Raw genomic sequence first — 26,060 nt, forward strand, 5'->3', positions numbered from 1 at the left:
CGTGCCCCCTTCGTCGGTGATTTGTTGTTTAGTCGCTAGAAATCATATGACGGGGCGCGGGCCGTGTTCCGCTATGCGGTTGTCAATTTGCGAAAGAAATTATGCGTCACCGGTTATCGGAGCTCCGCCCGATTAGGGCCTAACGTATGCCTAGATTACTCTTCCTCAACGTGATTGATCACAGCACCCTTGGTGTGGATGAAGTTGGGGACGAAGGCGACGACCAAAAGGACAGCGAGAATCGCGTAGACACCGGTGGTACCGAAAGCCTCGGCAGCGCGGCCGAGCGTAATACCAATGACGGAGAAGTCGAAGTCGCCAAACGTAGTGTTCTTGAAGCCAAAGACGTCAAGAACGGGCAGGAGCAGGGCCGGGGCAAAGGTGATGAGCAGGCCGTTGACGAAAGCGCCAAGAGCTGCACCCTTGCGACCGCCGGTAGCATTGCCGTAGATACCGGCGGTAGCACCGCAGAAGAAGTGGGGAACCATGCCCGGGATGATGAAGATGCCCAGGGTAGCGCCCACGATGAACATACCGACAACGCCACCGATAAAGGAAGCGACAAAGCCGAGGATGACGGCGGTGGGAGCATAGGGGAAGAAGACAGCGCAGTCGACGGCGGGGATGGCACCGGGGATCAGCTTGTTGGAGATGCCCTGGAAAGCCGGGACCAGGTCGGCGAGAATCATACGGACGCCGTTGTAGACGATAGTGACACCGACGGCGAAGGACAGGGCACAAGTCAGGGCATAGACGATCACATTGTCGCCGCCAGCGGTCTTGGTAACGACCGCAGGATCTGCGATGTAAGCGGCAAAAGCGGTAACCAGGTAGAAGAAAGCCATGGTAAGAGCCGTGGAGATGGTGGTGTCGCGCAGGAAGGCAAACTTCTCGGGAACCTCGATCTTCTCGGTGCTGTTCTCCTCGGCGTCCTTAGCAAAAAGCGTACCGACTGCAGCGGAGATGTAATAGGCGAGTGAACCGAAGTGGCCCATGGCGATTTCATCGCCATCGGTAACCTTCTCGGTGAAACGCTGACCAACGGCGGGAAGCATAGCGCTCACGAGGCCCAGGAACATGCCGCCCACGATGACAAGCTGGACATCCTGGAAGCCAGATGCCTGCAGAACGGCAGACAGCAGGCAAGCCATAAACATGCTGTGATGGCCCGTCAGGAAGATGTACTTAAACTTGGTAAAGCGGGCAATGATAATGTTTACGACGTAGCCGAGAATCAGGATCATCATGGTCTGAACGCCAAGGACGCTCTGAGCCATCGAAACGACGACCTCGTTGTTAGGCACGACGCCGGTGATGTGGAAACCGGTCTCGATGAAGGTGCCCAGCGGAGCAAGGTTCTCCTGAACAACAGCGGCGCCAGCAGACAGCATGATGTAACCAAGAATGGGCTTCAGGGTTCCCGTCATCACCTTGTGGGCAGGGCGCTTGAGCGCAACAAGGCCCACAAAGGCAAACAGACCCATGATCCACGCTGGCTTGGTCAGAATCGATTGGATAAACTCAAGTATGGGAAGGATGGCTTGCATCTGCGCTTCCTTTCTCTCTAACGTGGGCGCGTTTCCCTCTTCCACAGGGAACCGCCCTTTTTTATGCCGCTTTAGGCGTTAGCAGCGGCCGCCTTGATTGCCTCAAGGGCGTCTTCGCGGATCTTCTTCTTGTTCACATAGCTGCGAACGATCACAACGTTGCCGTGGAGCTCGGGGGCGAGCTCCTTAACGGTGATGAACAGATCCGGATTTGCGGAAGAAGCACCGTTCAGGTCCATAGACTCAACGTCGGCCTTGATGCCCTCCTCCTCGCAAAGCTCCTCGACTTTGCCAGCGAGCATCAGGCTAGACCCGATGCCGTTTCCGCATACGGTGATGATATGCATGGCAACCTTCCTCTCCTACACGTGACGGTTTTCCGTCTATCCAAAAGCGGCGACGCATCGCCGTGCCATTAAGGCCTAAAAGAATGAACGCATGGTCTCCAAAACCTGCTCGGGCGTATCGCATGCGCTGAGCTTGGCAACGCAGTCCTCGTCCTCGAACATCTGCGAAAGCTCCGCCAAGCAGCCAAGATGAGCCTTGGGGTCGGGTGCGCAAATACCCACGAGCACGTGAACCGGATCGAAATCCTCATGTCCAAACGCAACGGCAGGGTCAAGCGTGACAATGCAGATGCCGGCCTCGCTCACATTGCCATCGGCCTGAGCGTGAGGCATGGCAATGCCCTCTTCCAAGACCATATAGGGACCGAATTTGTGAACCGACGAAATCATGGCGTCAACATAGCTCTGGTCGCATTTGCCGGCGTCAACGAGCAGCTTACCGCATGCCTTGATCGCTTCCTCCCAATCGGAGGCCTCGACGTGGCAGGCAACAAGCTCGGGCTTAAGAAGATCGGTCAGCATGCTCGCCCCCTACTCCTCGGGCAGGATATGGAAACCAAGTGCCTGAATGTCGCGGGCGAAGCCCTTGACCGTATCAAGCGAGTACTCGAGTAAATCTTTTCCGAAATTCTTGCGCTTGGCAAGAAGGGCATTGGGAACCGTAATGATCTGGCAGCCAACGGACTCCGCCTGGAAGATATTGAGGACCTCGCGCGTAGACGCCCAAAGAACCTCGGCAGCAGGCTTAACGGCAGCCTTCTTTACGGACTCCGCCATGAGGGGCAGCGGATCGACGCCGGTATCGGCAATGCGACCGGCAAAGATGGACAGAATAGAGGGGGTCTCGGCAGAGACGGCATCGACAAACTCGTCGACCTGCTCGGGCGTGAAGATGGTAGTGACATTCACCTTGATACCGTCGGCAGAAAGGCGCTTGACCAGCGCGGCGGTGGACTCGCCCTTGGTGTTGAGTGCCGGGATCTTAACGTAGACGTTGTCTGCCCAGGTTGCAATCTCGCGGGCCTCGGCTTCCATACCCGCCTCGTCGTCGGCAAATACCTCAAAAGAGACCGACACATCGGTGATGTGCTCAAGAACCGTCTTGGCAAAAGCGCGGTAGTCAGTCACGCCACCGGCCTTCATAAGGGAAGGATTGGTCGTGAAACCCTGAACGTTACCATTGTCATGCATGTCAAGCATGCCTTCGAGGTTAGCGCCGTCGGCAAACACCTTGATCGCCATGTTCGGTCCTTTCTCATCTAGCACTATTGCTATCGAAAGCCTTCTTCTTTGTTTCAAAAGCTTTTCGGTTTTCTTTTATAAACCATTTCAAAAGCTATCGAAAGCTCAATTGTCATCTTTCCGTGAACGGTCGAATATCGGGTGTGAACGTACTTCTTTTGGGCGGCACCTTCAGAACAAGCCCTCTACACGCTATATAAGTGCAAACTATCTGCTACGCATGCATTTGGGACATGCCATTCCGTTCATTTGATTCATTCGATTTTGCCTTGTCCTTTTCATATCGATACGTTATATTTCGATTACGAAAGGCGTATCTTTTGCCTTTCGTTCAAAAGGAGCGGCATATGGCATCTACTTCAGACCTTTCACCGGCCGAGCGTCAGCGATTTATTATGAACTGGCTGGCCGAAAAGCCAAATATCTCGGTATCCGACATCGTTCGCCGTTTTTCGGTTTCGGAAGTCACCGCACGACACGACCTCGTCTCGCTGGAATCCGAAGGCAAGCTGCGTCGCGTACGCGGCGGAGCGGTATCGCTTTCTCGCTCCAACGCAATCTCGTATCCCGAGGAGCGTATCAATGTCCAAGTCGAGGCCAAAGAGGCCATCGCCGCAACCGCGGCAACTCTTGTTGATGATGGCGATGTTCTGGTAATTGATATCGGCACCACAGGCTTTTACTTCGCTAAGGCCCTCATGGACAAGCGTGAGATCACCATTATCACCGGCGATCTTGCAATCGCGAACTATGCCAGCTTTAATCTCCCCAATGCTTCGGTAGTGCTGCTGGGCGGCTCCGTGCGCAAGGGCCACCTCTATCTCGCGGGCGCACTAACGCTCGACTGCATGAGCAAACTCCATGCCGACAAGGCGTTTGTCAGTGCCGACGGATTCCACCCCGACCACGGTTTTACCGTCGAGCACGACTTCTCAGCCATGATCAAGCATATGTACCTGACCAACTCAAACCAGAGTTACATGATGGTTGACCAGGGAAAGTTCAACAAGACCAGTTTTTATCAGTCCGCGCAGATCGATGACCTCGATGGCATCATCGTTGATGGAGACGACGAGGGTATCATGACGGCGGCGATCGAGAGCAGTCGCAGCCATCCCAAGCTCTATATTGCAAAATAGCTCAAATGGCCGGGTCGCCCCCCCCTGCGGGCGACCCGGCCATTTATTCAATCAACCCGAAATGCCGCATCGCTGTGACGGTGCCGTCGTGTGCGACATCGTCGGTCACGTAGTCGGCGACCGCCTTGACCTCGGGCATGGCGTTGCCCATGGCGACAGCCGTCTCGACCGAAGCGAGCATGCCCAGGTCGTTGCCCGAATCGCCGAAGCCAAAGGTGCGCGCATTTCCTTCGCGGCCCAGATACGCCAGCGCTCGCGCCACGCCCACGCCCTTGTCAATACCCTTGGGGCTCAGCTCGCGATTCTGGCCACCGGTGTTGCACAGCTCAAACTCGCAATCGATAAAGCCGTCATCATTGGCTACGCGAGCCAAACTGGGCACACTGAGGCATACCTTGCCCACGCGCAGACTGCCGTCGACGCGCATTTCCTCGGTGCTGTGCACCACAGAAGTGCCGATCAGAGACGACTGCTCAACGCCCACAGGCTCCAGGGCAAAAGTAGCCACGTTGGTCTCGAAAAAGGCCTCAATCCCTGCCGCGGCCATACGGCGCGCAAGTTCCTCGATAACGTCCTCGTCAAAGCAGTCCTCGTGTACCACGCGTCCCTCGACCTCGATCGTGGCGCCTGCCATGGCCACGACGCCCGCGGGGTCGAGCGCACGCAGGCTATCGGCGATAAGCCACAGGGGGCGACCCGTGCAGATAAATGCCTTGTGCCCTGCATCGCGCAGTGCACGGAACGCCTCAACCACCGTCTGCGAGGGGTGAACCGCCGAAAAGTCCTTATCGGTCATATCGTCGGGATCGAACGACGTCAGCGTGCCGTCCACGTCAAAAAAGAGCACGGCGGAATCGGGGCACGCATCAATCATATGGGTTCCTTTCGAGGATAAGGGCAAACGAAGCATCCATCATATAATGGAGCGACGCAACCAGAGAGGTCACCCATGGAATTTTACGCAAGCTGCCCCGAGGGCTTTGAGTCCGCACTCGCCGATGAGCTTAAACGCCTCGGGCTTTCGCATGTCCGCCGGCTGAAGGGCCGCGCTACGTTTGAGGGCGAGCTCGAAGAAGGCTACCGCGCCTGTCTGTGGTCGCGCCTGGCGAGCCGCGTGTTCGTGGTTCTTGGGCGCTTTGAGGCGCAGGATGCCGACGAGCTGTACGATAGCGTTTACGACATCGCCTGGGAGAACATCATCCGCCCCGGCGCCACCATCGCCATCACCGCCCGCGGCGTGACCGAGCAGCTGCGCAACACGCGCTTCTCGGCCCTGCGCGCCAAGGACGCATTGTGCGACCGCCTGGCCGAAACCACGGGCCGTCGCGCCGATGTCGATGCCGCCGACCCCGATGTTCACCTACTGCTTTCGCTGCGCCAGCGCCGTGCGAGCATAAGCCTGGACCTTTCGGGCGACCCGCTGTTCAAGCGCCTGCCGCCCGCAGCGACCCGCGCCGGCGAGGGCGCGCACGTGCTGCGTCCCGACTACGCCGCCCTGGTGCTGGCGCAGGTCGGCTGGACCGCGCTGTGCGAGCGCGAGCTCACAGCCGATGACTACGAGAACGAAGCCCTGCCCACGCTGATCGACGCCTCGTGCGCCGGCGGCGGCCTGCTGCTGGAAGCCGTGAACATTCTGACCGACCGCGCCCCGGGCGCTGCACGCGAGCGCTGGGGCTTTGAGGGCTGGCAGCCGCACGACGCCGCCCTATGGGAGCAGCTGCTCGCCGAGGCACGCGAGCGCGAGGCAGCAGCACGCGAGCGCCAGGCGCGCATCGTCGCCGTGGACATTGACCCCGCTGCCCGCAAGACTGCCGAGCGCATGGTCAAGTGCGCCGGCTACAAGCGTTTTGTCGACTTTTGCGCTGCCAAGCCAGCCACCGTGCTGGACCATGCAGGCGCTGTCGCCGGCGCCGCCGTGGTCGCGGATACGACCGAGACACCGCTTTCGCTCATGCACGACGCCATGACGCTGGTCGGCGAGCTGCGCCGCGCGCCCGAGCTTGCCGCGGCGCCGGTCGCCGCGCTCACCCGCGATGGATTGCTGGCCCGCTCGCTCCACGCCGAGCCCGAGCGCTCGATCGCCGTCATGCCCAACAACGAGGAGGCGACCGTCGAAGTCTGGCCGTCGCTCGACCACGCCGCCGCAGCGTTTGAGGCTGCGGCCGGCGCAGATGCCGAGGCCGAGGTTGCGGATACCAACGAAGTCAACGACAAAGCCGCCAGCACCCCCATGCCCGAACCTGCCGCCACGCTCGACCTGGGCGACGGCAAGCCGCTGCCCGTGCTCATCCCCGAGTCCGAGCAGTTCGCCAACCGCTTGCGCAAGAACGCCCGTCTGCGCCGCAAGTGGGCAAAGCGCGAGGGCGTGAGCTGCTACCGCGTCTACGATGCCGACCTGCCCGATTACTCCGCCGCCATCGACCTGTACGAGGGCTGCCCGCAGACGCCGGGCCGCTGGCTCGTCATCGCCGAATACGCCGCGCCCAAGACCATCGATCCCGCGCTTGCCCAGGCCCGCATGCTCGACATTCTGGCCATCGCGCCGCGCATCCTAGATGTTCCCGCCGAGCACGTGCACGCCAAGGCCCGCATGCGTTCGCGCGGCGGCTCGCAGTACGGCAAGCAGGGCGCCGGCAAGGGCGGCTCGGGCGAGCGCGCCAATATCGCACGCCGTCGTCTGCCGCTCATCGAGGAGGGCGGCCTTACCTTTGCCGTCAACTTTGACGACTACCTGGACGTCGGCATCTTCTTGGATCACCGCGTCACCCGCAACCTGGTGCGCGAGCACGCCAAGCAGGCGCGGCGCTTTCTCAACCTGTTCGCCTATACCGGCACCGCTACCTGCTATGCGGCAGACGGCGGCGTCGAGGAAACTGTGACGGTCGACCTCTCCAACACCTACCTGGACTGGGCCGAGCGCAATATGCGCCAGAACGGCTTTGTTGGTCCGCAGCATCATTTTGTGCGCGACGACGTGCTTGCCTGGATTCGCGTCCAGCGCCAGACGCGCAACCGCTGGGACCTGATTTTTGTCGATCCGCCCACGTTTTCGAACTCATCAAAGATGGGCCGCCGCACCTGGGACGTCCAGCGCGACCATGTTGAGCTTTTGGCCGGCGTATCGCGCCTGCTCGCACAGGGCGGCCACGCCATCTTTAGCTGCAACCTGCGCGGCTTCCGCCCCGAGACGCGCAAGCTCGCGCGCGCGGGCGTCGTGCTAGAGGACATTACGGCGCAGACCATCCCCGAGGACTTTGCGCGCAACCAGAAGGTGCACCATTGCTATATCGTGCGCCGCCTGCCCATCGAGGACGCCATGGCCGAAGTCGGCTTTAGCGCCGAGGAGATTGCAGAGCGAACCGAAGAGCTGCGCAACCCCGAAGCCCGCAAGCCTCGCGCAACGACGCCCGCGCACGCGCAGGCCGGAGACCGAGGGTCGCGCGGCGACGGCAAGCCTGCCTGCGCCGGCAAGCCCAAAAAGAAGAAGTTCTACGCCAGCAAGCCCAAGGGCAGATAAACCAAGTTGCGGTGGAATACGGACTGTTTTGCCTGGAATGAGGCAAATTTAGACCGTATTTCACCGCAACTCATATTGGGATGGTGGTTGGCGATCTAGCCTTGGGTGACCAGGCGATAGCCGATACCCACGTGCGTCTGGATATAGCGCGGATGCGCCGGATCGGACTCGATCTTCTTACGCAACGTGCCCATAAAGACACGAAGGCTCGCCAGGTCGCTCTTAGTTGCCGTGCCCCAAATCTCGTGCAGGATAAACTGGTGCGTCAGCACCTTGTCGGCGTTGTGCGCCAGCAGGCACAAGAGCCTGTACTCGATCGGCGTCAGATGCAGCTCCTCGCCATCCATCGTGGCGATGCCGGCATCAAAATCGATATGCAGCTCACCGGTATCGAACGAGCCCTCGGAGGCAACGCCACCCGTTTGCGCATACGAAAGGCGCCTGAGCGTCGTGCGAATGCGCGCGAGCAGCTCCTCGACCGAAAACGGCTTGGTCAGGTAGTCGTCGGCACCGGCATCGAGTGCGCGAATCTTGTCCGCATCCTCGCTGCGCGCCGAGACCACAATGATCGGCATGCCCGACCATGCGCGCACCGACTCCACCACCTTGACGCCGTCCATATCGGGCAGGCCCAGATCGAGCAGCACGATACTCGGTGCCTGCGATGAGGCGGCGGCGATGGCGGCATGGGCGGTCTCCACGGCCATATGGCGCAAGCCGTGCGCCTCGAGCGCGGCAACGATAAGGTTGCGGACGGCGGGGTCGTCCTCAACGACCAAGATGAGCGGTTTCATGGCAGAGTTCGACACAGCGTTACTCCTTATCAAACGAAACGTCGGCGGCGGGAAGCCCAATCGTAAAGACCGAGCCGTGCGGGTCCGCCGCGGCAACCTCTATGCTACCGCCATGCGCCAACATAATGGATCGACAGAGCGAAAGTCCCAAGCCCACGCTGCGATGGCTATCAGCCAAGCCATGGTTGACAGTGTAGAACGATTCAAAGATCCGGCCCCGCTCCTCGGGCGCAATACCGGGACCGTCATCGGCGACGGAACATGCCACCTGTCCATCGTTCGCCATAATCGAGATCACGATATGCGAGCCCGACGGCGTATAGGCAATAGCGTTGTTCACCAGGTTCACCACCAGCTGCACCATCAGGCGCGCATCGACGTTGACGAGCGCCGGCTCGTCGCACGGCACCACCTTAAGATCGTGCTCGCGTACAGCCGGATTCACGTGGCGCAGCGCCTCCTCGACGATATCGTCCATGAGCTCGAGCGTGGTCGACAGATGCATGCCGCCGCCCTCGAGCTTTGTGATGGCGAGCAAATTCTCGACGGTGGCGTTGAGCCATTGCGCATCCGAACGAATGGAAAGGAGCATGCCGCGGCGCGTCTGGCTATCGAGCACGGCCGTGCCGGTCGAACCCTGGTCGAGTAGCACGTCGGCATTGCCCGAAATGCTGGTAAGCGGTGTGCGCAGATCGTGCGAGATAGAGCGCAGCAGATTGGCGCGCAGCTGTTCGTTTTTGGCGAGCACCGCCGCCTCCTCGCGGGCCTCCATGGCGCGGGCGCGATCGAGTGCCAGCTCGCCTTCGCTCACGATGGCGTCGGCAAGTGTCCGTTCCTCGTGCGTCAGCACGTCGGGCTCGGCAACGATAGCCAGCACGCCCACCACCGAGGCGGGGTCGCCCGAGCGCACGAAGCTGTCGCCTGCGCAAACCGTCAGGTAGACGCCATAAAACGCCGAGCCGCCATAGGTGGCATCGAGCGGCGTTCCCACATAGGCGGATGCCGAGAGCCGCGGCGGCATCTGGGGCGTCAGCTGGTGCACCGGCGAGGCGTCACCCACGGCCGTGTACGTCGCACGCGGCAGCAAGTCATCATCGTCGGCGTCGGCGCTGTACCACACGACCGGACAGCCCGAAAGACGCGCCAGCTGCGTTGCCATGGCATGCACAATCTGCTGCTGATCGGAACACCGCTGCAGCATGCGGTTGGTCTCGAGCACCATATGCGTGCGACGGTCGCTGGCGGCAGCCTGTGCCAAGGCGCGGCGCAGGGCCAACGCAATCGAGCTCGACACAAGCGAGACCACAAACATGATGAAGAACATGCCGGGATAGACGCGGTCGATAAACGATAGCGAGCAGCGCGGGTCGACAAACAAGAAGTTGTAGAGCGCTACGGCGGCAGCCGAGCTCAGCAAACAATACAGGCGGCTCCAGGTAAAGAATGCGCACAGCTGCACGGCGAACACATAGACGATCATGATGCTCGGCGCGAGACCAGGATGGTCGAGCAGCGCACCCACAATCGTCGCCGCGACCAGCAGCCCCGCCGATACGCAGGCGTCATACAGAGGGCTGCGACGTGTCAGCGTTGTGCGCCGCCACCAAAAGCTATCGGCAATATCGCCGTCCGCACGGACGTCCATCGGCACCCCGCCCCTCTCTTAAAAACAAAAACCACCACAGAGGGACAGCACCTTTGTGGCGGTTTCCCTTGTGGTGGTTCCAAGTTTATAGCCTTTGCAGTCTGCGGTCGTTAGACAAACAGCACGTGCGCGAGCAGGGCGCACACTCCTGTCCATCGAAGGCCAACTCCATGTAACCTGTCGGCGACTACGGGCGCTCGTTGGGGGCCAGGCGCTGCATCTTGTTCACAGCCTTGAACTTGGTGAACAGCGGCACATACTCAAAGCTCACGTTAGAGTTCTCCAGGCCATACCAGCGCGCCGGCGTACCGGCAAAGCGACGGATGATGTACTTGAGCGTGATGGCCGTGCGCTCGCTCGGCTCCACGTCACTCTCGGGCGCCAGGAGCTTGCGGATCATGACGAACTTAAACGTGCCGATGTTGCCCGGATCCTTGTAGACCGAGTAGTCATGCATCTGCGGCGGCAGCTCGCCAGTGGCGGCCAGATCCTGAACAACCTGGCGCAGGTAGGCGTTCACGCGCTGGTTAACCTTGTAGCCCAGGTACAGATGCACGCGGAAAACATAGTCGGTGCCAAACGTCTCGACCGAATAGGCAAAGGTATGCGGTTCGTCCATGGTCTCGACGTTCACGAACCACCAGGCGCGGGCGCGCTTGGGATGCTTGTCCAGAATCGAGTAGACGATATCGCGGTCGATGTAGTCGGTATTGGTGTCCTTGGTCAGGTACACGATGTTGTCGCTCATAAGCTCATAGCGATCGTCGTCGCGCAGGCGCTTGAGCTGCGGCAGATAGCTGCGCAGCGGCAGCAGCGTAAACTGACGCCGCTCGACCGCCGTGCCGTTGTACCAGCACAGCATAACGCCCATGATGAGCATGGCCATAAGAATAGTGAAATAGCCACCGTGGAAAAATTTGGTGAGCGAACTCACAAAGAAGAAGCCCTCGAGCATAAGGAAGAACACAACGAAGATATACGGGACGACCTTAAGGCCGCGATCAACATGCAAGTAGAAGAAGAGCAGCAGCGTCGTGCACATCATGGTCAGGGTGATCGCCAGGCCGTAGGCGGCCTCCATGTGCGCCGAGCTCTGGAACAGCAGCACCACGATGACGCAGCCCACAAGCATGACGTTGTTGACCATGGGAATATAGAGCTGGCCCTTGGTCTCGGCAGGATAGAAGACCTGCATGTGCGGCATGAGGTCCAGGCGGCTGGCCTCGGACACCAACGAGAAAGCGCCGGTGATGAGCGCCTGCGAGGCAATGATGGCCGCGACGGTGGAAAGGCCGACGGCAAAGGGACGCAGGCCCGGGGTAAGCATCTGGTAGAAGGGGTTGAGGTCGGCGATACCCATGAGCTCCGGGTTGCCGGCGTTGTTGATAAGCCACGCGCCCTGGCCCATGTAGGACAGCAGCAAGCAGCACTTAACGAACGGCCAGGTTGCGTAGATGTTGCCACGGCCCACGTGGCCCATGTCGGAGTAGAGCGCCTCGGCACCGGTGGTGGCGAGGAAGCAGCTGCCCAGAATCATGATGCCCGCATGGTTGTTGGGGCTCAACAAAAAGGCGATGCCGCGCACCGGGTTGAGGCACAGCAGCACGGCGGGGTGCTGGAAGACAAAGAACAGACCCGTGCCGCCCAGGAACAGGAACCACAGCGTCATGATGGGGCCAAAGGCGTGGCCGATCTTGGCCGTGCCGATGCGCTGCACCAAGAAGAGCGCAATGATGATGGCAAGCGTGATGGCCACGACGCGGGCCTGATCGTCGCCCAGCACGGCATGGACTGCCGGAATGGTGCGCAGGCCTTCGATAGCCGTAGTCACGGTAACGGCAGGCGTGAGGATGCCATCGGCGAGCAGTGCCGCGCCGCCCAGCATGGCGGGGATGATGAGCCATTTGCCGCAGCGCTTAACCAAGCTGTACAGAGCAAAGATGCCGCCCTCGCCATGGTTGTCGGCGCGCAGCGAGATGAGCACGTACTTGACGGTCGTCAGCAGCGTGACCGTCCACACGACAAGGGAGAGTGCGCCGAGCACGAACTCCTCCGTGACGCTTCCGATGCCGCCGTTGCCGGCAACGAGCGCCTTGGTTACATACATGGGGCTGGTGCCGATATCGCCATACACCACGCCCAGCGTGACGAGCATCGCCGAGATGCTCACAGGAATCGCAGCGTGCGAGGCTGCCTCCTTGGCCTTTTGTTCCATAAGCCGGTTTCCTCCCAACTTTAACGTTCGAGGGGATTATAGATAATCGTCCCATGTTTTAATGCACTGTTTTCCCAGCTAGATAAACATTTATACGGCCTTTAGGCCACCGCGGCGATATGGAATGTGACAAAGGGACTGTCCCTTTGTCACAATCGTCATTTTCCGAGCCAGTTTTTGAACCACCACTCCATGGATCGGCTCATCTCGGCCATAAAGGGGCTCGTGTGCTTGCGGGTGTAGATATCCACGACGCGCTCCCCCACCTCGCGGGCATGCGGACGGAACATCGCGTCCATCTCGGCCACCTGCGCATCCATGGTCGCGGCATCGGCGCGGCGATAGCGCTCCTCGTGCACCAGGTTCACCACGGGATGCGCAATCGCCGGGCGCTCCTTGCGGGGCGTGCCGATGATGAGCATCGACAGCGGCATGGTATAGGGCGGCAAGTCCAGCAGCGCAGCAACTTCCTCGGCGTTCTCGACGACATCGCCGATATAGCAGCTCCCCAGCCCCAGGGCCTCGGCGGCGACCACGGCGTTTTGGGCAGCGATCACGGCATCCTGCGCCGCGATGGCAAAGTCGCCTAAACCCGGCGCGCGGCGGGGCGCCTTGCCCGTGCGCTCGACAAACTCGGGCTCAAAGCAGCCCACGTGCTCAAACAGATCGATCCACTTGGCATAGTCGACCACAAATATAAGTGCCCAGGGCGCCTTGGCGATCATGGGCTGGTGGTCGCACAGGTCGGCCAGGCGATCGAGCGTTGTCTGCTCGCGGATACTCACGATGGAATACATCATCATGGCGCCTGCCGATGGCGCGCGGCTCGCCGCATGCAGAATCGCCGCCCGCTGCTCGTCGGTCACTGCTACGGGACGGTCGTTGTCATCGCGCGCAAAAGCGCGCGTGGACGAACGGTGCTCCAAAATGTCCAGCACCGCGTTGCCCGTGGTCTCGACCGGATAGCCGCCCGCGCCCATGCCAGCGCCCACGTCGCCCGCACTCGTCATACAAACCTGCTCGTTCATCGCCTTAACCTCGCCATTTCTTTAAGAAGCCTTTACGTTTCCGTGTAATTCCCGTCCATTATCGCGCAGGTCGCCACTACATTGCGCCACACCGCCACACATGCGCGCTAATATGGCTGGTTGTTGTGCGCAGCCACCAATCGCAGCGCATATCTTGGTAACAATCGGGTAAACCCCCGCTTTCGTAGGTTTTAGCTTGTGAGGAGTCTCAGCATGTTCGCAGCCGCCATCTCGCTCGTCGGTCTTGCGGCGACCGTCTTCCTTGTCTTGCGCGAGGCCAAAGCCATTCGCGCGCAGTCGGGCACCGTTGCCAAGGGCGCTCTTGCCTGGAGCGTCGCCTTCGGTCTGTTCCAGGTCTTTTTGACCATTTGGGGCGCCATGGGCCTCGTCGCCCAAAACGAGCCGCTCGCCTTTGTAATGCTCGTTCTGACCAATGCCATCCTCACCGGCTGCGCCTGGGCCAGCATCGCACGCGACCGCATCGCCCCGCGCGTCTTTGCGTTCGCCGCGCCCGACGCCCCCGCCCCCACCGGCAAGCTCGCCCGTCTGCGCGGCGCCTTTGTGGGCAAACCGCTCGTCGCCGCCGTGCTGTGCCTGCTGCTCGCCGGCGTCTTTGCGCTGCTGGGCATGGAGGTCTCGTCCAACCACGACTTTACCTGGGTCTACCCCCTGTGCATACTGCTCGAGTGGGCCATCATCACCACGCTCATGGTCGGCCTGTTCTTCCTGTTCCAGCGCCGCGGCGCAGCTCCCGCCGCCCTGGCCTTCGCCCTCTTTATCCTGGGCATTGCCGAGTTCTTCGTCATCACGTTTAAATCCATGCCCATCCAGCCGGGCGACCTTTCGGCCATCTCCACCGCCGCCGCGGTCGCCGGCAACGGCTACACCTACTCGATCTCGCTGTTCTGCGTGCTGTCCATGGGCTTTACCGCCATCGCCATGCTGCTATGCGAGTACGCCGGCCTGGTAGCACCGCACCGTCAGAAGGGTGCCGCCAACGCCAAGCGCATGCTGCTCACCAACCTGCTCGTAGCGGTGCTGTGCCTGGGCGGCGTGACCGCGCATGTCACGCTTATCGACTACTACAACACCCTCGGCATCACCGTCTACACCTGGCGCCCGCTCGAGAGCTACTGGCGCGAGGGTTATCTGCCTGCCTTTATTAGTGCGGCACAGTCCATCAAACCGCCCAAACCCGCCAACTACTCCGCCGACGACGCCAAGGCAACGCTCAAAAAGTATGCCAAGGCCTATGACAAGTCCGATGCCGCCACAAGCGACGCCCGTACCGCCGCCCAAGAGCAGTTCGATAGCGAGAAGCCCACGGTCATCGCCATTATGAACGAGACCTTCTCGGATCTTTCGATCTATCAGGAGATGCACGCCGGCTACGAGGGCCCGCAGTACTTTAAGAACCTGTCCGACTGCCTCAGCCGCGGCAAGCTCTACGTGAGCGCCTACGGCGGCGGCACCGCCAATACCGAGTTCGAGTTTATGACCGGCAACTCCATGGCCAACCTGGGCTCGGGCGTGTACCCCTACACCATCTACAACATGGAAACGTCCGGAAACCTGGCAGAGCAGTTCAAGTCGCTCGGATATTCCACAACGGCCATGCACCCCAACCACGCAACCAACTGGAACCGTGAGAACGTCTACAAGGACTTTGGCTTTGACCAGTTCCTGTCTATCAACGACTTCCAGGGAGCCGACACCTTGCGCGGCATGGTGACCGACCAGGCAACCTACGACAAAATCCTTGAGCTGCTCAACCAGAACGCCGACCCGCAGTTCATCTTTGACGTGACCATGCAGAACCACTCGGGCTACGATACGGGCCTGCTGCCGGCAGATAAGCAGATGCACCTGAACATCGACACGACCGATCTGGACGCCAAGACCATCGAGGACGGCACACTCTCCGATGTCGACGAGTACGTCTCGTGCATCGAGCAGTCCGACCAGGCGCTGCGCTACTTCCTCAATGCCCTGCGCAATCTCGACCGCAAGGTGGTCGTGGTGTTCTGGGGCGACCACCAGCCGTTCTTCCCGTCCAAGCTCAACGATAAGTGGTTTACCGGCGAGGACGACGCTACGCATCAGGAGCGCCTGTGGCAGACCGACTACATCATCTGGGCCAACTACGACGTTGCCGGCTGCGACCAGACGAGCGAGGTCGACGATCTGTCCATCAACTACCTGTCCACCCAGCTGATGCAGCTGATCGGCGCACCACTGACCGACTACCAGAAAGCGCACATGACGCTGCGCAAGTCGCTGCCCGCCATTAACTCGGTGGGCTACGAGGACGCTAGCCTGCGCTGGGCGCTCTCCTCCAACGTCACCGGTGACGACGCCGTCGCCGCGGCGGCCACCAAGGCGCTCGAGGATTACGCCAAGATGCAGTACTACGAGATGTTCCGCGACGGCAAGAACGTGTACACCGAACACCTCCAGACCGAGGCCAACGAGACCGACCCCAACCTGGCGCCGGGTACGACCAAGATCAAGTAGCGGGGATCAAGTAACGGGGTCGGGGGCCCGAATCGACGGCAGGCGGAGGTACGGGAAAGGCCTGCTGCTCAAACAGTCCTGCGCAAGACGGGGGCCACATTAAGTGGCCCCCTATGCGTGCGGAACTCGCGACAGACCTTTCCCGTACCTCCGCCTGCCGTCGCCCCTCACCCGTTGCGGGCTGAGTGGGCTGAAGAGAAACTGCGCTCGCCAAACGCTTGCCACGGTTGCTCCCGCGAGTGTCAAGAAAAAGCCTCGAGGATTTCGAGGCTTTCGCTTCTGTATTATTTCGCACGCGCGGCAGCGATAGACCTACTCGCCCAGCACGGCCTTCTTGGCGACTGCCGCCATGTTGTCCAGATCTTCCTTGGTCGGATGGTCCTTCGCGGCAACCCAGTTGTCGAGCAGCAACTTAGCGCGGGCGTTGTCGGGATCTTGCTCGAGCATGGCCTCGTAGCGCTGCTTGACCGCAGGGCCCATCTTGCCCTGGCACATCGCCCAACCTACAAGCTCGGCATCATTGGCCAAATTAGAGGTCACGCGATCGATAATCTGCTGATAATAGCTCTGGTCGGCGCCAAAACCGCAGGTGCCAAACAAAAAGACGCGCTTGCCGTGCAAGGTGGAGAGCAACGCCGCGACCGAAGGCGTGCACGCGCCCTTGTCACACCAAAAACCGACGAGCACCGTGTCGGCCGCGCAGGCGCCCTGCGCCTCGAGCGCAACCTGATCTGCATCCGCATCGTCGCTCAACGCCGCGGCATGGACAAACTCAACACCCGCAGCCTGCAGAGCGCGCTTGATCGCGCCCGAAACCATCCTGGTATTGCCGCCCTTACTGTTAACCACCAAAGAGCACGTCATAGTCACGTTGCCTCGTTTCCCCCAAAACTAAAGCCACTAATGCAATTTATTAGATGAATATCTTAGTACCAACGTGACAGATGTAAACCACCGGCCGCTAATCGGTGGCCCCTACTGGGCAAACTGGCTGCGGTAAAGATCGGCATAGAAGCCGTCTGCCGCCAGCAGCTCGTCGTGTGTGCCGCGCTCGATAATCTCGCCGTCGCGCATCACCAGAATGCAGTCGGCGTTGCGAATGGTGCTCAGGCGGTGCGCCACCACAAAGCTTGTGCGACCGGCCATGAGCTCGTCGAATGCCGCCTGCACCTGCAGCTCGGTGCGGGTATCGATGCTCGAGGTCGCCTCGTCCAGCAGCAAGATCGCCGGGTCGGTGAGCATGACGCGAGCGATGCACAGCAGCTGTTTTTGACCCTGGCTAAACGTGCCGCCGTCCTCGCCAATCACCGTGTCGTAGCCCTGTGGCAGCTGCACGATAAACTTGTGCGCATGCGCGCGCTTGGCAGCTTCGATAACCTGCTCGCGCGTGGCATCGGGACAGCCGTAGGCTATGTTATCTGCCACCGTGCCCTCGAACAGCCACGTATCCTGCAACACCATGCCAAAGGCACGGCGCAGGCTTGCGCGCGTGTAGTCACGCGAGGAACGGCCATCGACCGCAATGCGGCCGGCATCGATATCATAAAAACGCAGCAGCAAATTGATGAGCGTTGTCTTGCCACAGCCCGTAGGGCCGACCAGGGCAAAGCGCATGCCGGGCTTGGCCTCGATGCAGATATCCTGCAGCAGCTTGCGGTCGGACACGTAGCTAAAGTCCACATGCTCAAAGGCGACCTCGCCCTGCGGTGCGGCAAGCTCTATAGCGTCCGACGCGTCGGGCTCCTGCTCGCGCGCATCGAGCAGCGCAAACATGCGGCGCGCCGAGGCATACGCCGCCTGGATCTGCGTAATAACGTTGGTGACCTCGTTGAACGGCTTGGTGTACTGGTTAGCATAGGACAGGAAGATCTGCACGCCGCCCACCGTAAGCGCCGCCGGCACGCCCGTGATCACGCCCGCGCAGCCGATCACAGCGACCACGGCATAGATGATGTTATTGATAAAGCGCGTGCCGGGGTTGGAGAGCGAACCCATAAACTGCGCGCGCTCGCCCGCGGTGTAGAGCTCGGCATTGAGGGCATCGAAGCTCGCTTGCGCGTTGGAGCCATAGGCAAAGGCGTCGACAAGCTTCTGCTCGCCCACGTACTCCTCGATATGACCGCCGAGCTGGCCTTGGATGCGCTGCTGTGCCGTAAAGCTTTTGTTGGAGAGCTTGGCAATAGCACCGGCTGCAAAAATGGAAAGCGGCGTGACGAACACCACCACGAGCGTCATGGTCAGGTTGATGGAAAGCATAAACGCGAGCGTGCCCACGATGGTGATAACGCCGGTGAAAAGCTGGGTAAAGCCCTGCAGCAGGCCATCGCCCACCTGATCGACGTCGTTAACCACGCGGCTCATGAGGTCGCCGTGGGCGTGGCTGTCGATAAAGCTGAGCGGCATGCGGCTGAGCTTGTCGCTCGCCTCCACGCGCATGTCGCACACCGTCTCGTAGGACAGGCGGTTGACGCAGTAGCCCTGCAGCCACTGGAAAGCCGCAGCACCTACGACGACAATCGCGAGCTTGGTGACAAGCGGCAGCAGCGCGTCGAAGTCCACCTGCCCGGCGGCGACGATCAAGTCGATGCCCTCGCCGACGAGGATGGGCGTGTAGAGCTGCAAGATCACCGAAGCGGCGGCACTCACAAACGACGCTACAAACGAAATGCGGTGCGGACGAACATAGCCCAGCAGGCGGCGAGTTACCGCGCCCACGGGATAGCGCTCGGGATCGCCGGGCTGACGCGGGCCGTCACCCAAGTCACTGAGGTTATCGTTGCCGGACACGTTGGCCGTCATCGTGGCGACCGAACCGGAGGAAGTGTAGGGATTCATTTAGCAGCCCTCCTTTGCGCAGACGGATGCGGGGGCGGTCGGGGCGCCTGGGACGGGCGCGGGGCTTGGAGCGGGCGTGGGCGCCGTACTCCCCTGCTGACCCTCGAGCTCCTCGCGGCGAAGCTGCGACTGGCAAATCTCTCGGTAGAGCTGGCAGCTTGCATACAGCTCATCGTGCGTGCCCAGGCCCGCGACCGAGCCATGGTCGAGTACGCAAATCACGTCGGCGTCGCGCACGGTCGAGACGCGCTGGCTCACGATGATGGTCGTCAGCGGCAGCCCGCCCTCGGCGGCACCGCGCACGCTGCGCTCGCGAATGGCACGGCGAAGCGCCGCATCGGTCTTAAAGTCGAGCGCCGAGGCGGAGTCATCCATAATCAGAACCTGCGGAGAGCCCACCAGGGCACGTGCGATGGTCAGGCGCTGGCGCTGGCCACCGCTAAAGTTCTTGCCGCCCGCCTCGACCGGGGCATCTAAGCCCTGCGGCTTGTTGCGCACAAACTCGCTGGCCTGCGCCATATCGAGCGCCGCCCACAGCTCCTCGTCGGTTGCCGCCTCGTCGCGCCAGGTCAGGTTGCTGCGGATAGTGCCGCTCACCAGCGATGCACGTTGCGGAACGGTCGCAACCACATGACGCAGCTGGTCGAGCGGCCAGGTGCGCGCGTCGGCGCCCATCACGCTCACGCTGCCGGCGCTCGCATCGTACAGGCGCGGGATAAGCGAGACGAGTGTGGACTTGCCGCTGCCCGTGCCGCCGATAATGCCGAGCGTTTTGCCCGCCGGCAGCTCCAGGGTCACATCGTTGACGGCGTTGGCAGCGCCCGCGCCAAACGAAAAGCTCGCATGGTCAAAGCTCAGTGCGGGAACCGGAACAGCGCCACCCGCCAGTTCGCTCGGCTTGGGCAGCGCGACCGGCTGATTGCCCTCGTCGGTGATGCTCGGCTCACAATTGAGCACCTCGTTGATGCGCGACGCGCTGGCGCTCGCCTTGGTAAAGACCACGACCAGGTTGGCGACGTACACGATGGAGGTGAGCGTCTGCGTCATGTAGTTGACGAACGCCATAACCTGGCCCTGCGTAAGCTCGCCCACGTTGACCTGGATGCCGCCCACCCACAGGATGGCGCACACGCCTAGGTTCATCACCAAAAACGTGACGGGGTTAAGGATTGATGAGAGCTTGCCCACCGCGATGGCAACATGCGCCTGCTCATCGGCGGCTAGGGCAAAGCGCTCGCGCTCGTGATCCTCGCGCACAAAGGCGCGGACCACGCGGGCGCCCGAAAGGCCCTCGCGGCAGACAAGCGCGATGCGGTCGAGCTTTGCCTGCAGCTGCTTGTAATACGGAATGCAGCGAGCCATGACAAACCAAAACACCAAGCCGATGGCGGGCGTGCAAATCAAAAAGATGATGCCGAGCTTAAGGTCGATGGCAAGGGCCGCGCACATAGAGCCCACCGCCAAAAAGGGCCAGCGAATGAGCATGCGCACGCCCAGCGCCACGGCAAGCTGCACCTGGTTGACGTCGTTGGTGATGCGCGTGATGAGCGACGGCGTACCAAAGCGATCGAGCTCAGCATAGCTCAGCTTATTGATGTGCTGGTAGAGTGCGCCGCGGATGTCGGTGCCCATGCCCTGCGAGGTGAGCGCCGCCATCTTTTGGCAGACGAGCGTAAACGAGATGCCGATCACAGCCATGGCGGCGAGCACCATACCGTAGTGGACGACGGCGTTGACATCGCGTGCGCCAATACCCTTATCGATCATCTGGGCAATCACGAGCGGCGTAAGCAGGTCAAAGATCACTTCGATCAACTTACACGCAGGGCCAATCACCATATACCGGCGAAACTTACCACCAAAACGCCTGAGCAGCTCAATCATAAAAAGGCGCTCCCTATCATCATCTCTCTTCAATCTGATTCATGATAGTACGGCGAGCCCTGGAGATGCGTAAGCAACTCGTTACAGATGTAAGGGCGACGGTCACTAGCGCCCAAGGCATGTAGCAGCCGATGTTTTGGCAACGCCAGCGAGCGCCGCAAGACACGGGATTCAATTCTTCAGATAAATGCGCCCTCTACGGGTGATTTTTGGACGATGCGGTCCCGGTGCCGGCGGGCTGTTTGGTAGTCGAGCGATCCCGCAGGCAAAGCCGAGGACCAGCGAGACACCAAACAGCCCGCCGGCACCGGGACCGCATCGCGGCACCAAAAAGCGCCCGTGCGCTCGATGGATTCGGATGCCCGACAGAGGCTCCTTATGGCTGCTTCCTTCCGGACCTGACCAGATTCGGAACATGTCGTCATCCGAACCCATCGAGCGCGCTTGGCGCTCGGTATATCTTACCCGCTCCCGCCCGATGGGGCAAGGTAGCTAATTTGGGACGGGGCCAAAAAGACTACTTTTGAGTTGCGGTGGAATAGTTCCTGTTTTACGGCCAAGGCCAAAAACAGGAACTATTCCACCGCAACTTATTGAGACTTGCCTGGATAAACTTAAATACGGCCGAGGTCGTAGGCTCGAGCGGCTGCCTCGCCGGCACAGATGAGGTTGGTTGTGGCTTCCTGGGGGTCGAGCGCTTGGTCAAGGGGCATGGGCCTGCGGCAAACCGGCAGAACCAAGTCGATACCCTGTCCATACACCGCATCCAGGTTGTCGGCACGACCGCCCACGACGGCGACCACCGGCTTGCTATATCGCTTCGCACGACGGGCCACGCCCACCGGCGCCTTACCGGCGGCGGATTGCTCGTCCATATTGCCCTCGCCCGTTATGACCAGGTCGGCATCGCGCACACACTCGTCAAACCCAATCAAATCGAGCACCGTCTCCACGCCCGAGCGCAGCTCCGCACCGAGCGCCAGCAGCGCGGCACCCAAGCCGCCGGCGGCACCGGCACCGGGCACACCAAGCACCGATCCAAATGACCGTGCGCCCTCGGGCGCGCGCAGAAGCTTCTGGGCTCGCATCTCGAAAATCGCTGCATCGAGCAGACGACCGTAGCCGACCATCCAGCCGTCGTACCCGCGCAGCGCCTCGACGTCACCCGTCGGCAGGCCTTTCTGCCCGCCAAACACCGTCAGGGCGCCTCGGCGCCCCACGAGCGGATTCTCAACATCGGAAAGCACCACGATACGCACTCCATTCAGCGCCCGAAGCGCTGGCGCCAAATCGATACTCGCCACGTGTTCGAGACCCGCAAGACCGGGGGCGATATTGCAGCCACACTCATCGACAAGATGCGCGCCCAGCGCCCGCAGCATACCGGCGCCGCCATCGTTGGTAGCGCTGCCGCCCAAGCCAATATAGATAGTCTTTGCCCCAGCACGGACCGCGCGAAGCATGAGCTCTCCCACGCCATAGGTCGAAGCCGCAAGCGCCGCCGATTCCGTGCAGGGCGAATACCCAATACCCGCCGCCTCGGCCATCTCAACTACAGCCGACTCGTGCTCGCCGTCCACCAGCATCCGGGCAGACACGCGATCGCCCAAGGGCCCTGCAACCTCGCAGGTCAAAAGCTCGCCGCCGCGCGCGGCGACGGCATCGAGCGTTCCCTCGCCACCATCTGCCAGCGGCAAAGCGCTCAGCTCGGCATCGGGCCACACCTGGCACACGCCTTCGGCAACGGCCGCCTCCGCCTGCGCGCTCGAAACGCTGCCCTTAAAGGAATCGATCGCCAGCAGCACACGGCGGGGCCGGCGCTGCACAGGACCAAAGTTGAGTGTCTCGTCGGCGAGATTCCCAACACCCGCAAGTGCCTCGGCATGAGCGACATGCGCCTCAAGATCGGCCCCACAACCGCAGACAGCACCATCGGTGTCACGCAGCCCACTAAAATAGCCGCTCAACACCTCACGGCACTCGTCTGCCAGCACGCCGGCGGTCACATTAAACCGATGGTTCAGGCGCGAATCGGCATTGAGGTCATACAGCGAGCCCACCGCGCCCGCCTTGGCATCGGCCGCACCATACACGCAACGCCCCACGCGCGCGTTAACCATAAGCCCCGCGCACATGCAGCAGGGTTCGAGCGTCACGTAGACCGTACAATCGGAAAGGCGCCAACGCCCAAGCGTCTGAGCGGCGGCGCACAGGGCCAAAAACTCGGCATGTGCCGAAGGGTCCTGGTCGAGCTCACGGCGATTATGCGCCCTCGCGACAATCTCGCCCGCACGCACCACCACAGCACCAATCGGCACCTCGCCCACTGTCGCAGCGGCGCGCGCCTCCGCCAGCGCCTCGCGCATGAACTTCTCGTCGATTTCGGTGATCGTCATCGTTCGCCTTCCCTGTTGCAAATTCAAAACGATGCTATCATTACGACTCACGGAGAGATGGCAGAGCGGTTGAATGCGGCGGTCTTGAAAACCGTTGAGCGCGAGAGCGTTCCGGGGGTTCGAATCCCCCTCTCTCCGCCACCTTAGTGATTCACCGGCGTCATGGTGCGCTCAAACAGCGCATCGACCACGTCGGCCATCTCGGGTCGACGCTCAAGATCGTGGCCCGATTCCCACCAATTTGTGAACACTCGAATAATGCCACCGGCGATAAATTCCGATGTCGTCTCGAGCGAAACGGGCGCCAGGGCGTCTTCGGCAAGCGATCTCATCACGCGCTCACGGATGGAATGAGCGATGCGGTCGCAAATCATGCCGGTCAGCATGCCCGACATGCTGCTCGCCAAAAGGTTATCCATGAGCTGCTCATGCGCCAGAACCATATTCATGGCATCGTCAAAGACCTCATGGCGAAGCGCCTGTACATCCACAAGCGGCTCCGCGTCCGCTGCGTCGGTCTGGTTTTGCGGCAAGCCCGTCATAAGCTCATCGATATAGAAGGCAAAATAATCGTTTTTATCGCGAAAATGCTTATAGAACGTCGTGCGGCGAATCAGGGCCCGGTCGCAAAGCATGGCAACCGTCAAATCCTCAAACCGATGCTCTTCCAAAAGCTCGGTAAAGGCGTCGAACAGGGCACGATAGGTTTTCTTGATGCGAAGGTCCATCCGTATCGCCATCCTCAAGGCGTAGACAGCATTCCGTAATTTGTCGCATATCTTACACCTGTACCAACCGTTCGATATTGGCGCCCCCTCCCTGGTTGAAACAAAACGCTTACCGGAAAGTTCGGCACCGCCAAAGGTTGCGGGTATACTAGATACGTTATACCAACAACGGCCGGCGCAAAACGCCGCTGCCATTCGAAACGGAGACATCATGCTTCCCGTCATCATCGGTATCGTTGTTGTCGTTGTGATCGTCTGCGCCATCGCTGGCATCTACAACAACATGGTTACCAAGCGCAATCGCATCGATAACGCCTGGCAGAACATCGACACGCAGCTGCAGCGCCGCAACGATCTGATCCCCAACCTGGTCGAGACCGTCAAGGGCTACGCCAAGCACGAGCAGGACACGCTCGCCGCCGTGATCAACGCGCGCAACACCGCCGTAAGCGCCACCACCCCCGAGGCCAAAATGGAAGCCGACAACGTGCTGACCGGTGCACTGCGCCAGCTCTTTGCCGTGGCCGAGGCCTACCCCGACCTTAAGGCGAACACCAACTTTATGCAGCTCCAGGCTACGCTCGAGGACACCGAGAACAAGGTGAGCTACGCGCGCCAGAGCTACAACGACTGCGTGCTCAGCTACAACAACGCCATCCAGACGTTCCCGGCCGTTATCTTTGCCGGCATCTTCCAGTTTAAGGAGCGCCAGGGCTTCGAGGCCGCCGAAGCCGCCCGCCAGGCCCCGACCGTCAAGTTCTAACAAGTTGGCAACGCATCCTGAATCGGCTATATACATAAACCGCATAAACCGTCCCGTCGAATGCATACTTCGGCGGGACGGTTGCTTTTTGCCCACAGGTACCCCAGAGGGCGGCGTGCAAATTTTGGAGTTTTCAGCATCCTGGAGCCCAAAGGAACAGGAACGGGCCCACAAAACCGCGTTGAAAACCCTGATTCTGAGCCCTTAGCACCTCAGGGATCACTCATTTTCTACAGGATGCGGCTCACGGCGCCTGACTTTCGCCCAAAATCCCGTATGCATGCGCACCCGGCTGCTGAAAACTCCCAAAAATGTACGCCCCGTCCCACCCCAGGCGAGCGGCAACCGGAAAACCGCGCACGCACCTCTTCCTGGTGCGCGGTTTTCCTACAGAACTGCGCGGGGTCACTAGGGCCAAGCTCCTTATGGAGCCCACACCCAGGCGCACTCCGCAGGACGAAAGAACCCCCGCCGCACGTAGTGTGAACTGCCTCCCATTTCTTGGACATGAGAAATGGGAGGCTTTTTATGCGTGTCGACTTGAGGGTGAAGCACGACATCGTGGCCAGGAAGGCGGCGATCGGGCTCTTCGAGCGAGGCCACGGCTCCGAGTCGGCGGCGAAGGCGCTGTCGGTCCCGCGCGACACCGTGAGACAATGGCTCTACGTATACCGGTCGTTCGGAAGCGAGGTGCTGCTATCCATGGACGGCAAGCAGGCCAGGTACACATACGAGCAGAAGGTCGCCGCAGCCTCCGCCGTGGTCGACGGCGGCATGACGAAGGCCGAGGCGATGGCGGCGTTCGGCATAATGTCGATGTCGCCGCTCAAGAGATGGTGCGCGCTCTACCGCCGGGGCGGCGCGGAGGCCCTGCGCCCGAGGCCCAAGGGCCGGCCGAGCGGTTCCAAGGCGAGGCCGCGGACCCGCGAGGAGGAGCTCGAGGAGCGCTGCCGAAGGCTCGAGACCGAGGTGGCCTACCTAAAAAAATTGCGTGCCCTGGTCGAGAGGGACGGGCTCTGACCAGGGCGAAGGTCGAGGCCGTGAGGGTCCTGCGCGAAGAGGGGCACGGGCTGGGGCGCCTGCTGGAGTGCGCCGGCATGGCCCGGTCCAGCTACTACTACGCGCTGTCGCACCCGAAGGCTCCCACCAGGCCCGAGCTCTGGGAGGCCGCCGCCGAGATATTCTCGCGCACCGCCAACGGGTGCGGCCACAGGCAGATCGCCATGTGCCTGCGCGCCGAGCGGGGCGTGCGCATAGCCGACAAGACGGCGCTCAAGATGATGCACGAGATGGGCATCAGCTGCGGGATCCGCCGCGAGACCGATTACCACAGGTACAACTCCTACAGGGGCAAGGTGTTAGCGCTAATCTAAAATTGACCACTTTCGCAAACGCATCTCGCCGAATGCGCTAACGCGCTTTCGCCGACCCCGCTAACGTACTTTCACCAACTGCGCTAACGGAAC

Annotated in this window: 20 protein-coding genes, 1 tRNA gene and 1 other RNA gene; 7 read left to right on the forward strand and 15 right to left on the reverse strand. The window is 61.1% G+C overall.

The features are described from left to right. Nucleotides 1-155: 155 nt before the first annotated feature. From ACTQW0_RS07590 to ACTQW0_RS07605, 4 genes are all read right to left on the reverse strand, one after another. Nucleotides 156-1,547 (reverse strand): PTS ascorbate transporter subunit IIC, encoded by a 1,392-nt coding sequence (locus ACTQW0_RS07590; protein ID WP_089573144.1) that lies wholly within the window; start codon nucleotides 1,545-1,547, stop codon nucleotides 156-158. Nucleotides 1,548-1,618: 71 nt separating this feature from the next. Beyond that, on the reverse strand, nucleotides 1,619-1,894 hold the full coding sequence (locus ACTQW0_RS07595; RefSeq protein WP_022094539.1) for a PTS sugar transporter subunit IIB: 276 nt from the start codon (nucleotides 1,892-1,894) through the stop codon (nucleotides 1,619-1,621). 75 nt (nucleotides 1,895-1,969) lie between these two features. Beyond that, entirely contained in the window at nucleotides 1,970-2,416 is a 447-nt protein-coding gene (locus ACTQW0_RS07600; RefSeq protein WP_154517874.1) for a PTS sugar transporter subunit IIA, read from the reverse strand. A 9-nt stretch (nucleotides 2,417-2,425) separates the two neighbouring features. Beyond that, a complete protein-coding gene (locus ACTQW0_RS07605; protein WP_117564350.1) occupies nucleotides 2,426-3,136 on the reverse strand; it encodes a transaldolase in 711 nt (236 codons plus the stop codon). Between the two features lie 347 nt (nucleotides 3,137-3,483). On the opposite strand from ACTQW0_RS07605, the gene ACTQW0_RS07610 reads away from it, so the two are divergent. Continuing rightward, entirely contained in the window at nucleotides 3,484-4,275 is a 792-nt protein-coding gene (locus ACTQW0_RS07610) for a DeoR/GlpR family DNA-binding transcription regulator (RefSeq protein WP_195838607.1), read from the forward strand. Between the two features lie 43 nt (nucleotides 4,276-4,318). Here ACTQW0_RS07610 and ACTQW0_RS07615 read toward each other — a convergent pair whose 3' ends face one another. Continuing rightward, nucleotides 4,319-5,149 carry an HAD-IIB family hydrolase gene (locus ACTQW0_RS07615; RefSeq protein WP_441567603.1) on the reverse strand — a complete coding sequence of 277 codons (831 nt, stop codon included), beginning with the start codon at nucleotides 5,147-5,149 and terminating at the stop codon, nucleotides 4,319-4,321. A 75-nt stretch (nucleotides 5,150-5,224) separates the two neighbouring features. On the opposite strand from ACTQW0_RS07615, the gene rlmKL reads away from it, so the two are divergent. After that, the gene (gene rlmKL / locus ACTQW0_RS07620; RefSeq protein WP_441567605.1) at nucleotides 5,225-7,792 is read left to right on the forward strand and encodes a bifunctional 23S rRNA (guanine(2069)-N(7))-methyltransferase RlmK/23S rRNA (guanine(2445)-N(2))-methyltransferase RlmL; all 2,568 of its coding nucleotides are present in this window, start codon (nucleotides 5,225-5,227) and stop codon (nucleotides 7,790-7,792) included. A gap of 95 nt (nucleotides 7,793-7,887) precedes the next feature. On the opposite strand, the gene ACTQW0_RS07625 is transcribed toward rlmKL, so the two are convergent. The 4 genes from ACTQW0_RS07625 to ACTQW0_RS07640 form a co-directional block, all read right to left on the reverse strand. After that, nucleotides 7,888-8,601: a response regulator gene (locus ACTQW0_RS07625; protein WP_427727663.1), complete on the reverse strand. Its 714-nt coding sequence runs from the start codon at nucleotides 8,599-8,601 to the stop codon at nucleotides 7,888-7,890. 4 nt (nucleotides 8,602-8,605) lie between these two features. Beyond that, nucleotides 8,606-10,231: a sensor histidine kinase gene (locus tag ACTQW0_RS07630; protein WP_441567607.1), complete on the reverse strand. Its 1,626-nt coding sequence runs from the start codon at nucleotides 10,229-10,231 to the stop codon at nucleotides 8,606-8,608. A 187-nt stretch (nucleotides 10,232-10,418) separates the two neighbouring features. Then, complete coding sequence (locus ACTQW0_RS07635; protein ID WP_427719648.1) at nucleotides 10,419-12,446, reverse strand: KUP/HAK/KT family potassium transporter; 2,028 nt, start codon at nucleotides 12,444-12,446, stop codon at nucleotides 10,419-10,421. Between the two features lie 158 nt (nucleotides 12,447-12,604). Next, nucleotides 12,605-13,474, reverse strand: a complete 870-nt coding sequence (locus ACTQW0_RS07640; protein ID WP_154517858.1) for a nitroreductase family protein — start codon at nucleotides 13,472-13,474, stop codon at nucleotides 12,605-12,607. 213 nt (nucleotides 13,475-13,687) lie between these two features. Here ACTQW0_RS07640 and ACTQW0_RS07645 point away from each other — a divergent pair, with 213 nt between their 5' ends. Further along, entirely contained in the window at nucleotides 13,688-15,988 is a 2,301-nt protein-coding gene (locus ACTQW0_RS07645; protein WP_441567609.1) for an LTA synthase family protein, read from the forward strand. A 312-nt stretch (nucleotides 15,989-16,300) separates the two neighbouring features. Here ACTQW0_RS07645 and bilS read toward each other — a convergent pair whose 3' ends face one another. From bilS to tadA, 5 genes are all read right to left on the reverse strand, one after another. Next, a complete protein-coding gene (gene bilS, locus ACTQW0_RS07650) occupies nucleotides 16,301-16,852 on the reverse strand; it encodes a flavodoxin family protein BilS (protein WP_441567611.1) in 552 nt (183 codons plus the stop codon). Nucleotides 16,853-16,963: 111 nt separating this feature from the next. Beyond that, nucleotides 16,964-18,823, reverse strand: coding sequence for an ABC transporter ATP-binding protein (locus tag ACTQW0_RS07655; protein ID WP_441567613.1), 1,860 nt, complete (start codon nucleotides 18,821-18,823; stop codon nucleotides 16,964-16,966). Further along, complete coding sequence (locus ACTQW0_RS07660) at nucleotides 18,824-20,707, reverse strand: ABC transporter ATP-binding protein (protein ID WP_441567615.1); 1,884 nt, start codon at nucleotides 20,705-20,707, stop codon at nucleotides 18,824-18,826. 342 nt (nucleotides 20,708-21,049) lie between these two features. Next, nucleotides 21,050-21,145, reverse strand: an RNA gene (ffs, locus tag ACTQW0_RS07665) — signal recognition particle sRNA small type. A gap of 176 nt (nucleotides 21,146-21,321) precedes the next feature. Further along, nucleotides 21,322-23,103, reverse strand: coding sequence for a tRNA adenosine(34) deaminase TadA (gene tadA / locus ACTQW0_RS07670; protein WP_441567617.1), 1,782 nt, complete (start codon nucleotides 23,101-23,103; stop codon nucleotides 21,322-21,324). Nucleotides 23,104-23,154: 51 nt separating this feature from the next. Here tadA and ACTQW0_RS07675 point away from each other — a divergent pair. Then, nucleotides 23,155-23,244 (forward strand) — tRNA-Ser (locus ACTQW0_RS07675). A gap of 2 nt (nucleotides 23,245-23,246) precedes the next feature. On the opposite strand, the gene ACTQW0_RS07680 is transcribed toward ACTQW0_RS07675, so the two are convergent. Next, on the reverse strand, nucleotides 23,247-23,831 hold the full coding sequence (locus tag ACTQW0_RS07680) for a TetR/AcrR family transcriptional regulator (RefSeq protein ID WP_441017081.1): 585 nt from the start codon (nucleotides 23,829-23,831) through the stop codon (nucleotides 23,247-23,249). 211 nt (nucleotides 23,832-24,042) lie between these two features. On the opposite strand from ACTQW0_RS07680, the gene ACTQW0_RS07685 reads away from it, so the two are divergent. The 3 genes from ACTQW0_RS07685 (at nucleotide 24,043) to ACTQW0_RS07695 (ending at nucleotide 25,967) form a co-directional block, all read left to right on the forward strand. Beyond that, nucleotides 24,043-24,594, forward strand: a complete 552-nt coding sequence (locus tag ACTQW0_RS07685; RefSeq protein WP_427719860.1) for a LemA family protein — start codon at nucleotides 24,043-24,045, stop codon at nucleotides 24,592-24,594. 528 nt (nucleotides 24,595-25,122) lie between these two features. Further along, nucleotides 25,123-25,614 (forward strand): helix-turn-helix domain-containing protein, encoded by a 492-nt coding sequence (locus ACTQW0_RS07690; protein WP_152068356.1) that lies wholly within the window; start codon nucleotides 25,123-25,125, stop codon nucleotides 25,612-25,614. Between the two features lie 20 nt (nucleotides 25,615-25,634). Further along, entirely contained in the window at nucleotides 25,635-25,967 is a 333-nt protein-coding gene (locus ACTQW0_RS07695; protein ID WP_441567620.1) for an IS3 family transposase, read from the forward strand. Nucleotides 25,968-26,060 lie beyond the last annotated feature (93 nt).

This window comes from Collinsella sp. LCP19S3_B7, assembly GCF_052121795.1.
In the GTDB taxonomy this organism is placed as follows: domain Bacteria; phylum Actinomycetota; class Coriobacteriia; order Coriobacteriales; family Coriobacteriaceae; genus Collinsella.

Excerpts from the sequence above, each read along its gene's own strand:
- ACTQW0_RS07615 (WP_441567603.1), bottom strand. The coding sequence starts at position 5,149 with ATGATTGATGCGTGCCCCGATTCCGCCGTGCTCTTTTTTGACGTGGAC.
- ACTQW0_RS07690 (WP_152068356.1), top strand. The coding sequence starts at position 25,123 with ATGCGTGTCGACTTGAGGGTGAAGCACGACATCGTGGCCAGGAAGGCG.
- ACTQW0_RS07630 (WP_441567607.1), bottom strand. The coding sequence starts at position 10,231 with ATGGACGTCCGTGCGGACGGCGATATTGCCGATAGCTTTTGGTGGCGG.
- rlmKL (WP_441567605.1), top strand. The coding sequence starts at position 5,225 with ATGGAATTTTACGCAAGCTGCCCCGAGGGCTTTGAGTCCGCACTCGCC.
- ACTQW0_RS07610 (WP_195838607.1), top strand. The coding sequence starts at position 3,484 with ATGGCATCTACTTCAGACCTTTCACCGGCCGAGCGTCAGCGATTTATT.
- ACTQW0_RS07645 (WP_441567609.1), top strand. The coding sequence starts at position 13,688 with ATGTTCGCAGCCGCCATCTCGCTCGTCGGTCTTGCGGCGACCGTCTTC.
- ACTQW0_RS07680 (WP_441017081.1), bottom strand. The coding sequence starts at position 23,831 with ATGGACCTTCGCATCAAGAAAACCTATCGTGCCCTGTTCGACGCCTTT.
- ACTQW0_RS07685 (WP_427719860.1), top strand. The coding sequence starts at position 24,043 with ATGCTTCCCGTCATCATCGGTATCGTTGTTGTCGTTGTGATCGTCTGC.
- tadA (WP_441567617.1), bottom strand. The coding sequence starts at position 23,103 with ATGACGATCACCGAAATCGACGAGAAGTTCATGCGCGAGGCGCTGGCG.
- ACTQW0_RS07655 (WP_441567613.1), bottom strand. The coding sequence starts at position 18,823 with ATGAATCCCTACACTTCCTCCGGTTCGGTCGCCACGATGACGGCCAAC.
- ACTQW0_RS07660 (WP_441567615.1), bottom strand. The coding sequence starts at position 20,707 with ATGATTGAGCTGCTCAGGCGTTTTGGTGGTAAGTTTCGCCGGTATATG.
- ACTQW0_RS07590 (WP_089573144.1), bottom strand. The coding sequence starts at position 1,547 with ATGCAAGCCATCCTTCCCATACTTGAGTTTATCCAATCGATTCTGACC.
- ACTQW0_RS07635 (WP_427719648.1), bottom strand. The coding sequence starts at position 12,446 with ATGGAACAAAAGGCCAAGGAGGCAGCCTCGCACGCTGCGATTCCTGTG.
- ACTQW0_RS07595 (WP_022094539.1), bottom strand. The coding sequence starts at position 1,894 with ATGCATATCATCACCGTATGCGGAAACGGCATCGGGTCTAGCCTGATG.
- bilS (WP_441567611.1), bottom strand. The coding sequence starts at position 16,852 with ATGACGTGCTCTTTGGTGGTTAACAGTAAGGGCGGCAATACCAGGATG.
- ACTQW0_RS07640 (WP_154517858.1), bottom strand. The coding sequence starts at position 13,474 with ATGAACGAGCAGGTTTGTATGACGAGTGCGGGCGACGTGGGCGCTGGC.
- ACTQW0_RS07600 (WP_154517874.1), bottom strand. The coding sequence starts at position 2,416 with ATGCTGACCGATCTTCTTAAGCCCGAGCTTGTTGCCTGCCACGTCGAG.
- ACTQW0_RS07605 (WP_117564350.1), bottom strand. The coding sequence starts at position 3,136 with ATGGCGATCAAGGTGTTTGCCGACGGCGCTAACCTCGAAGGCATGCTT.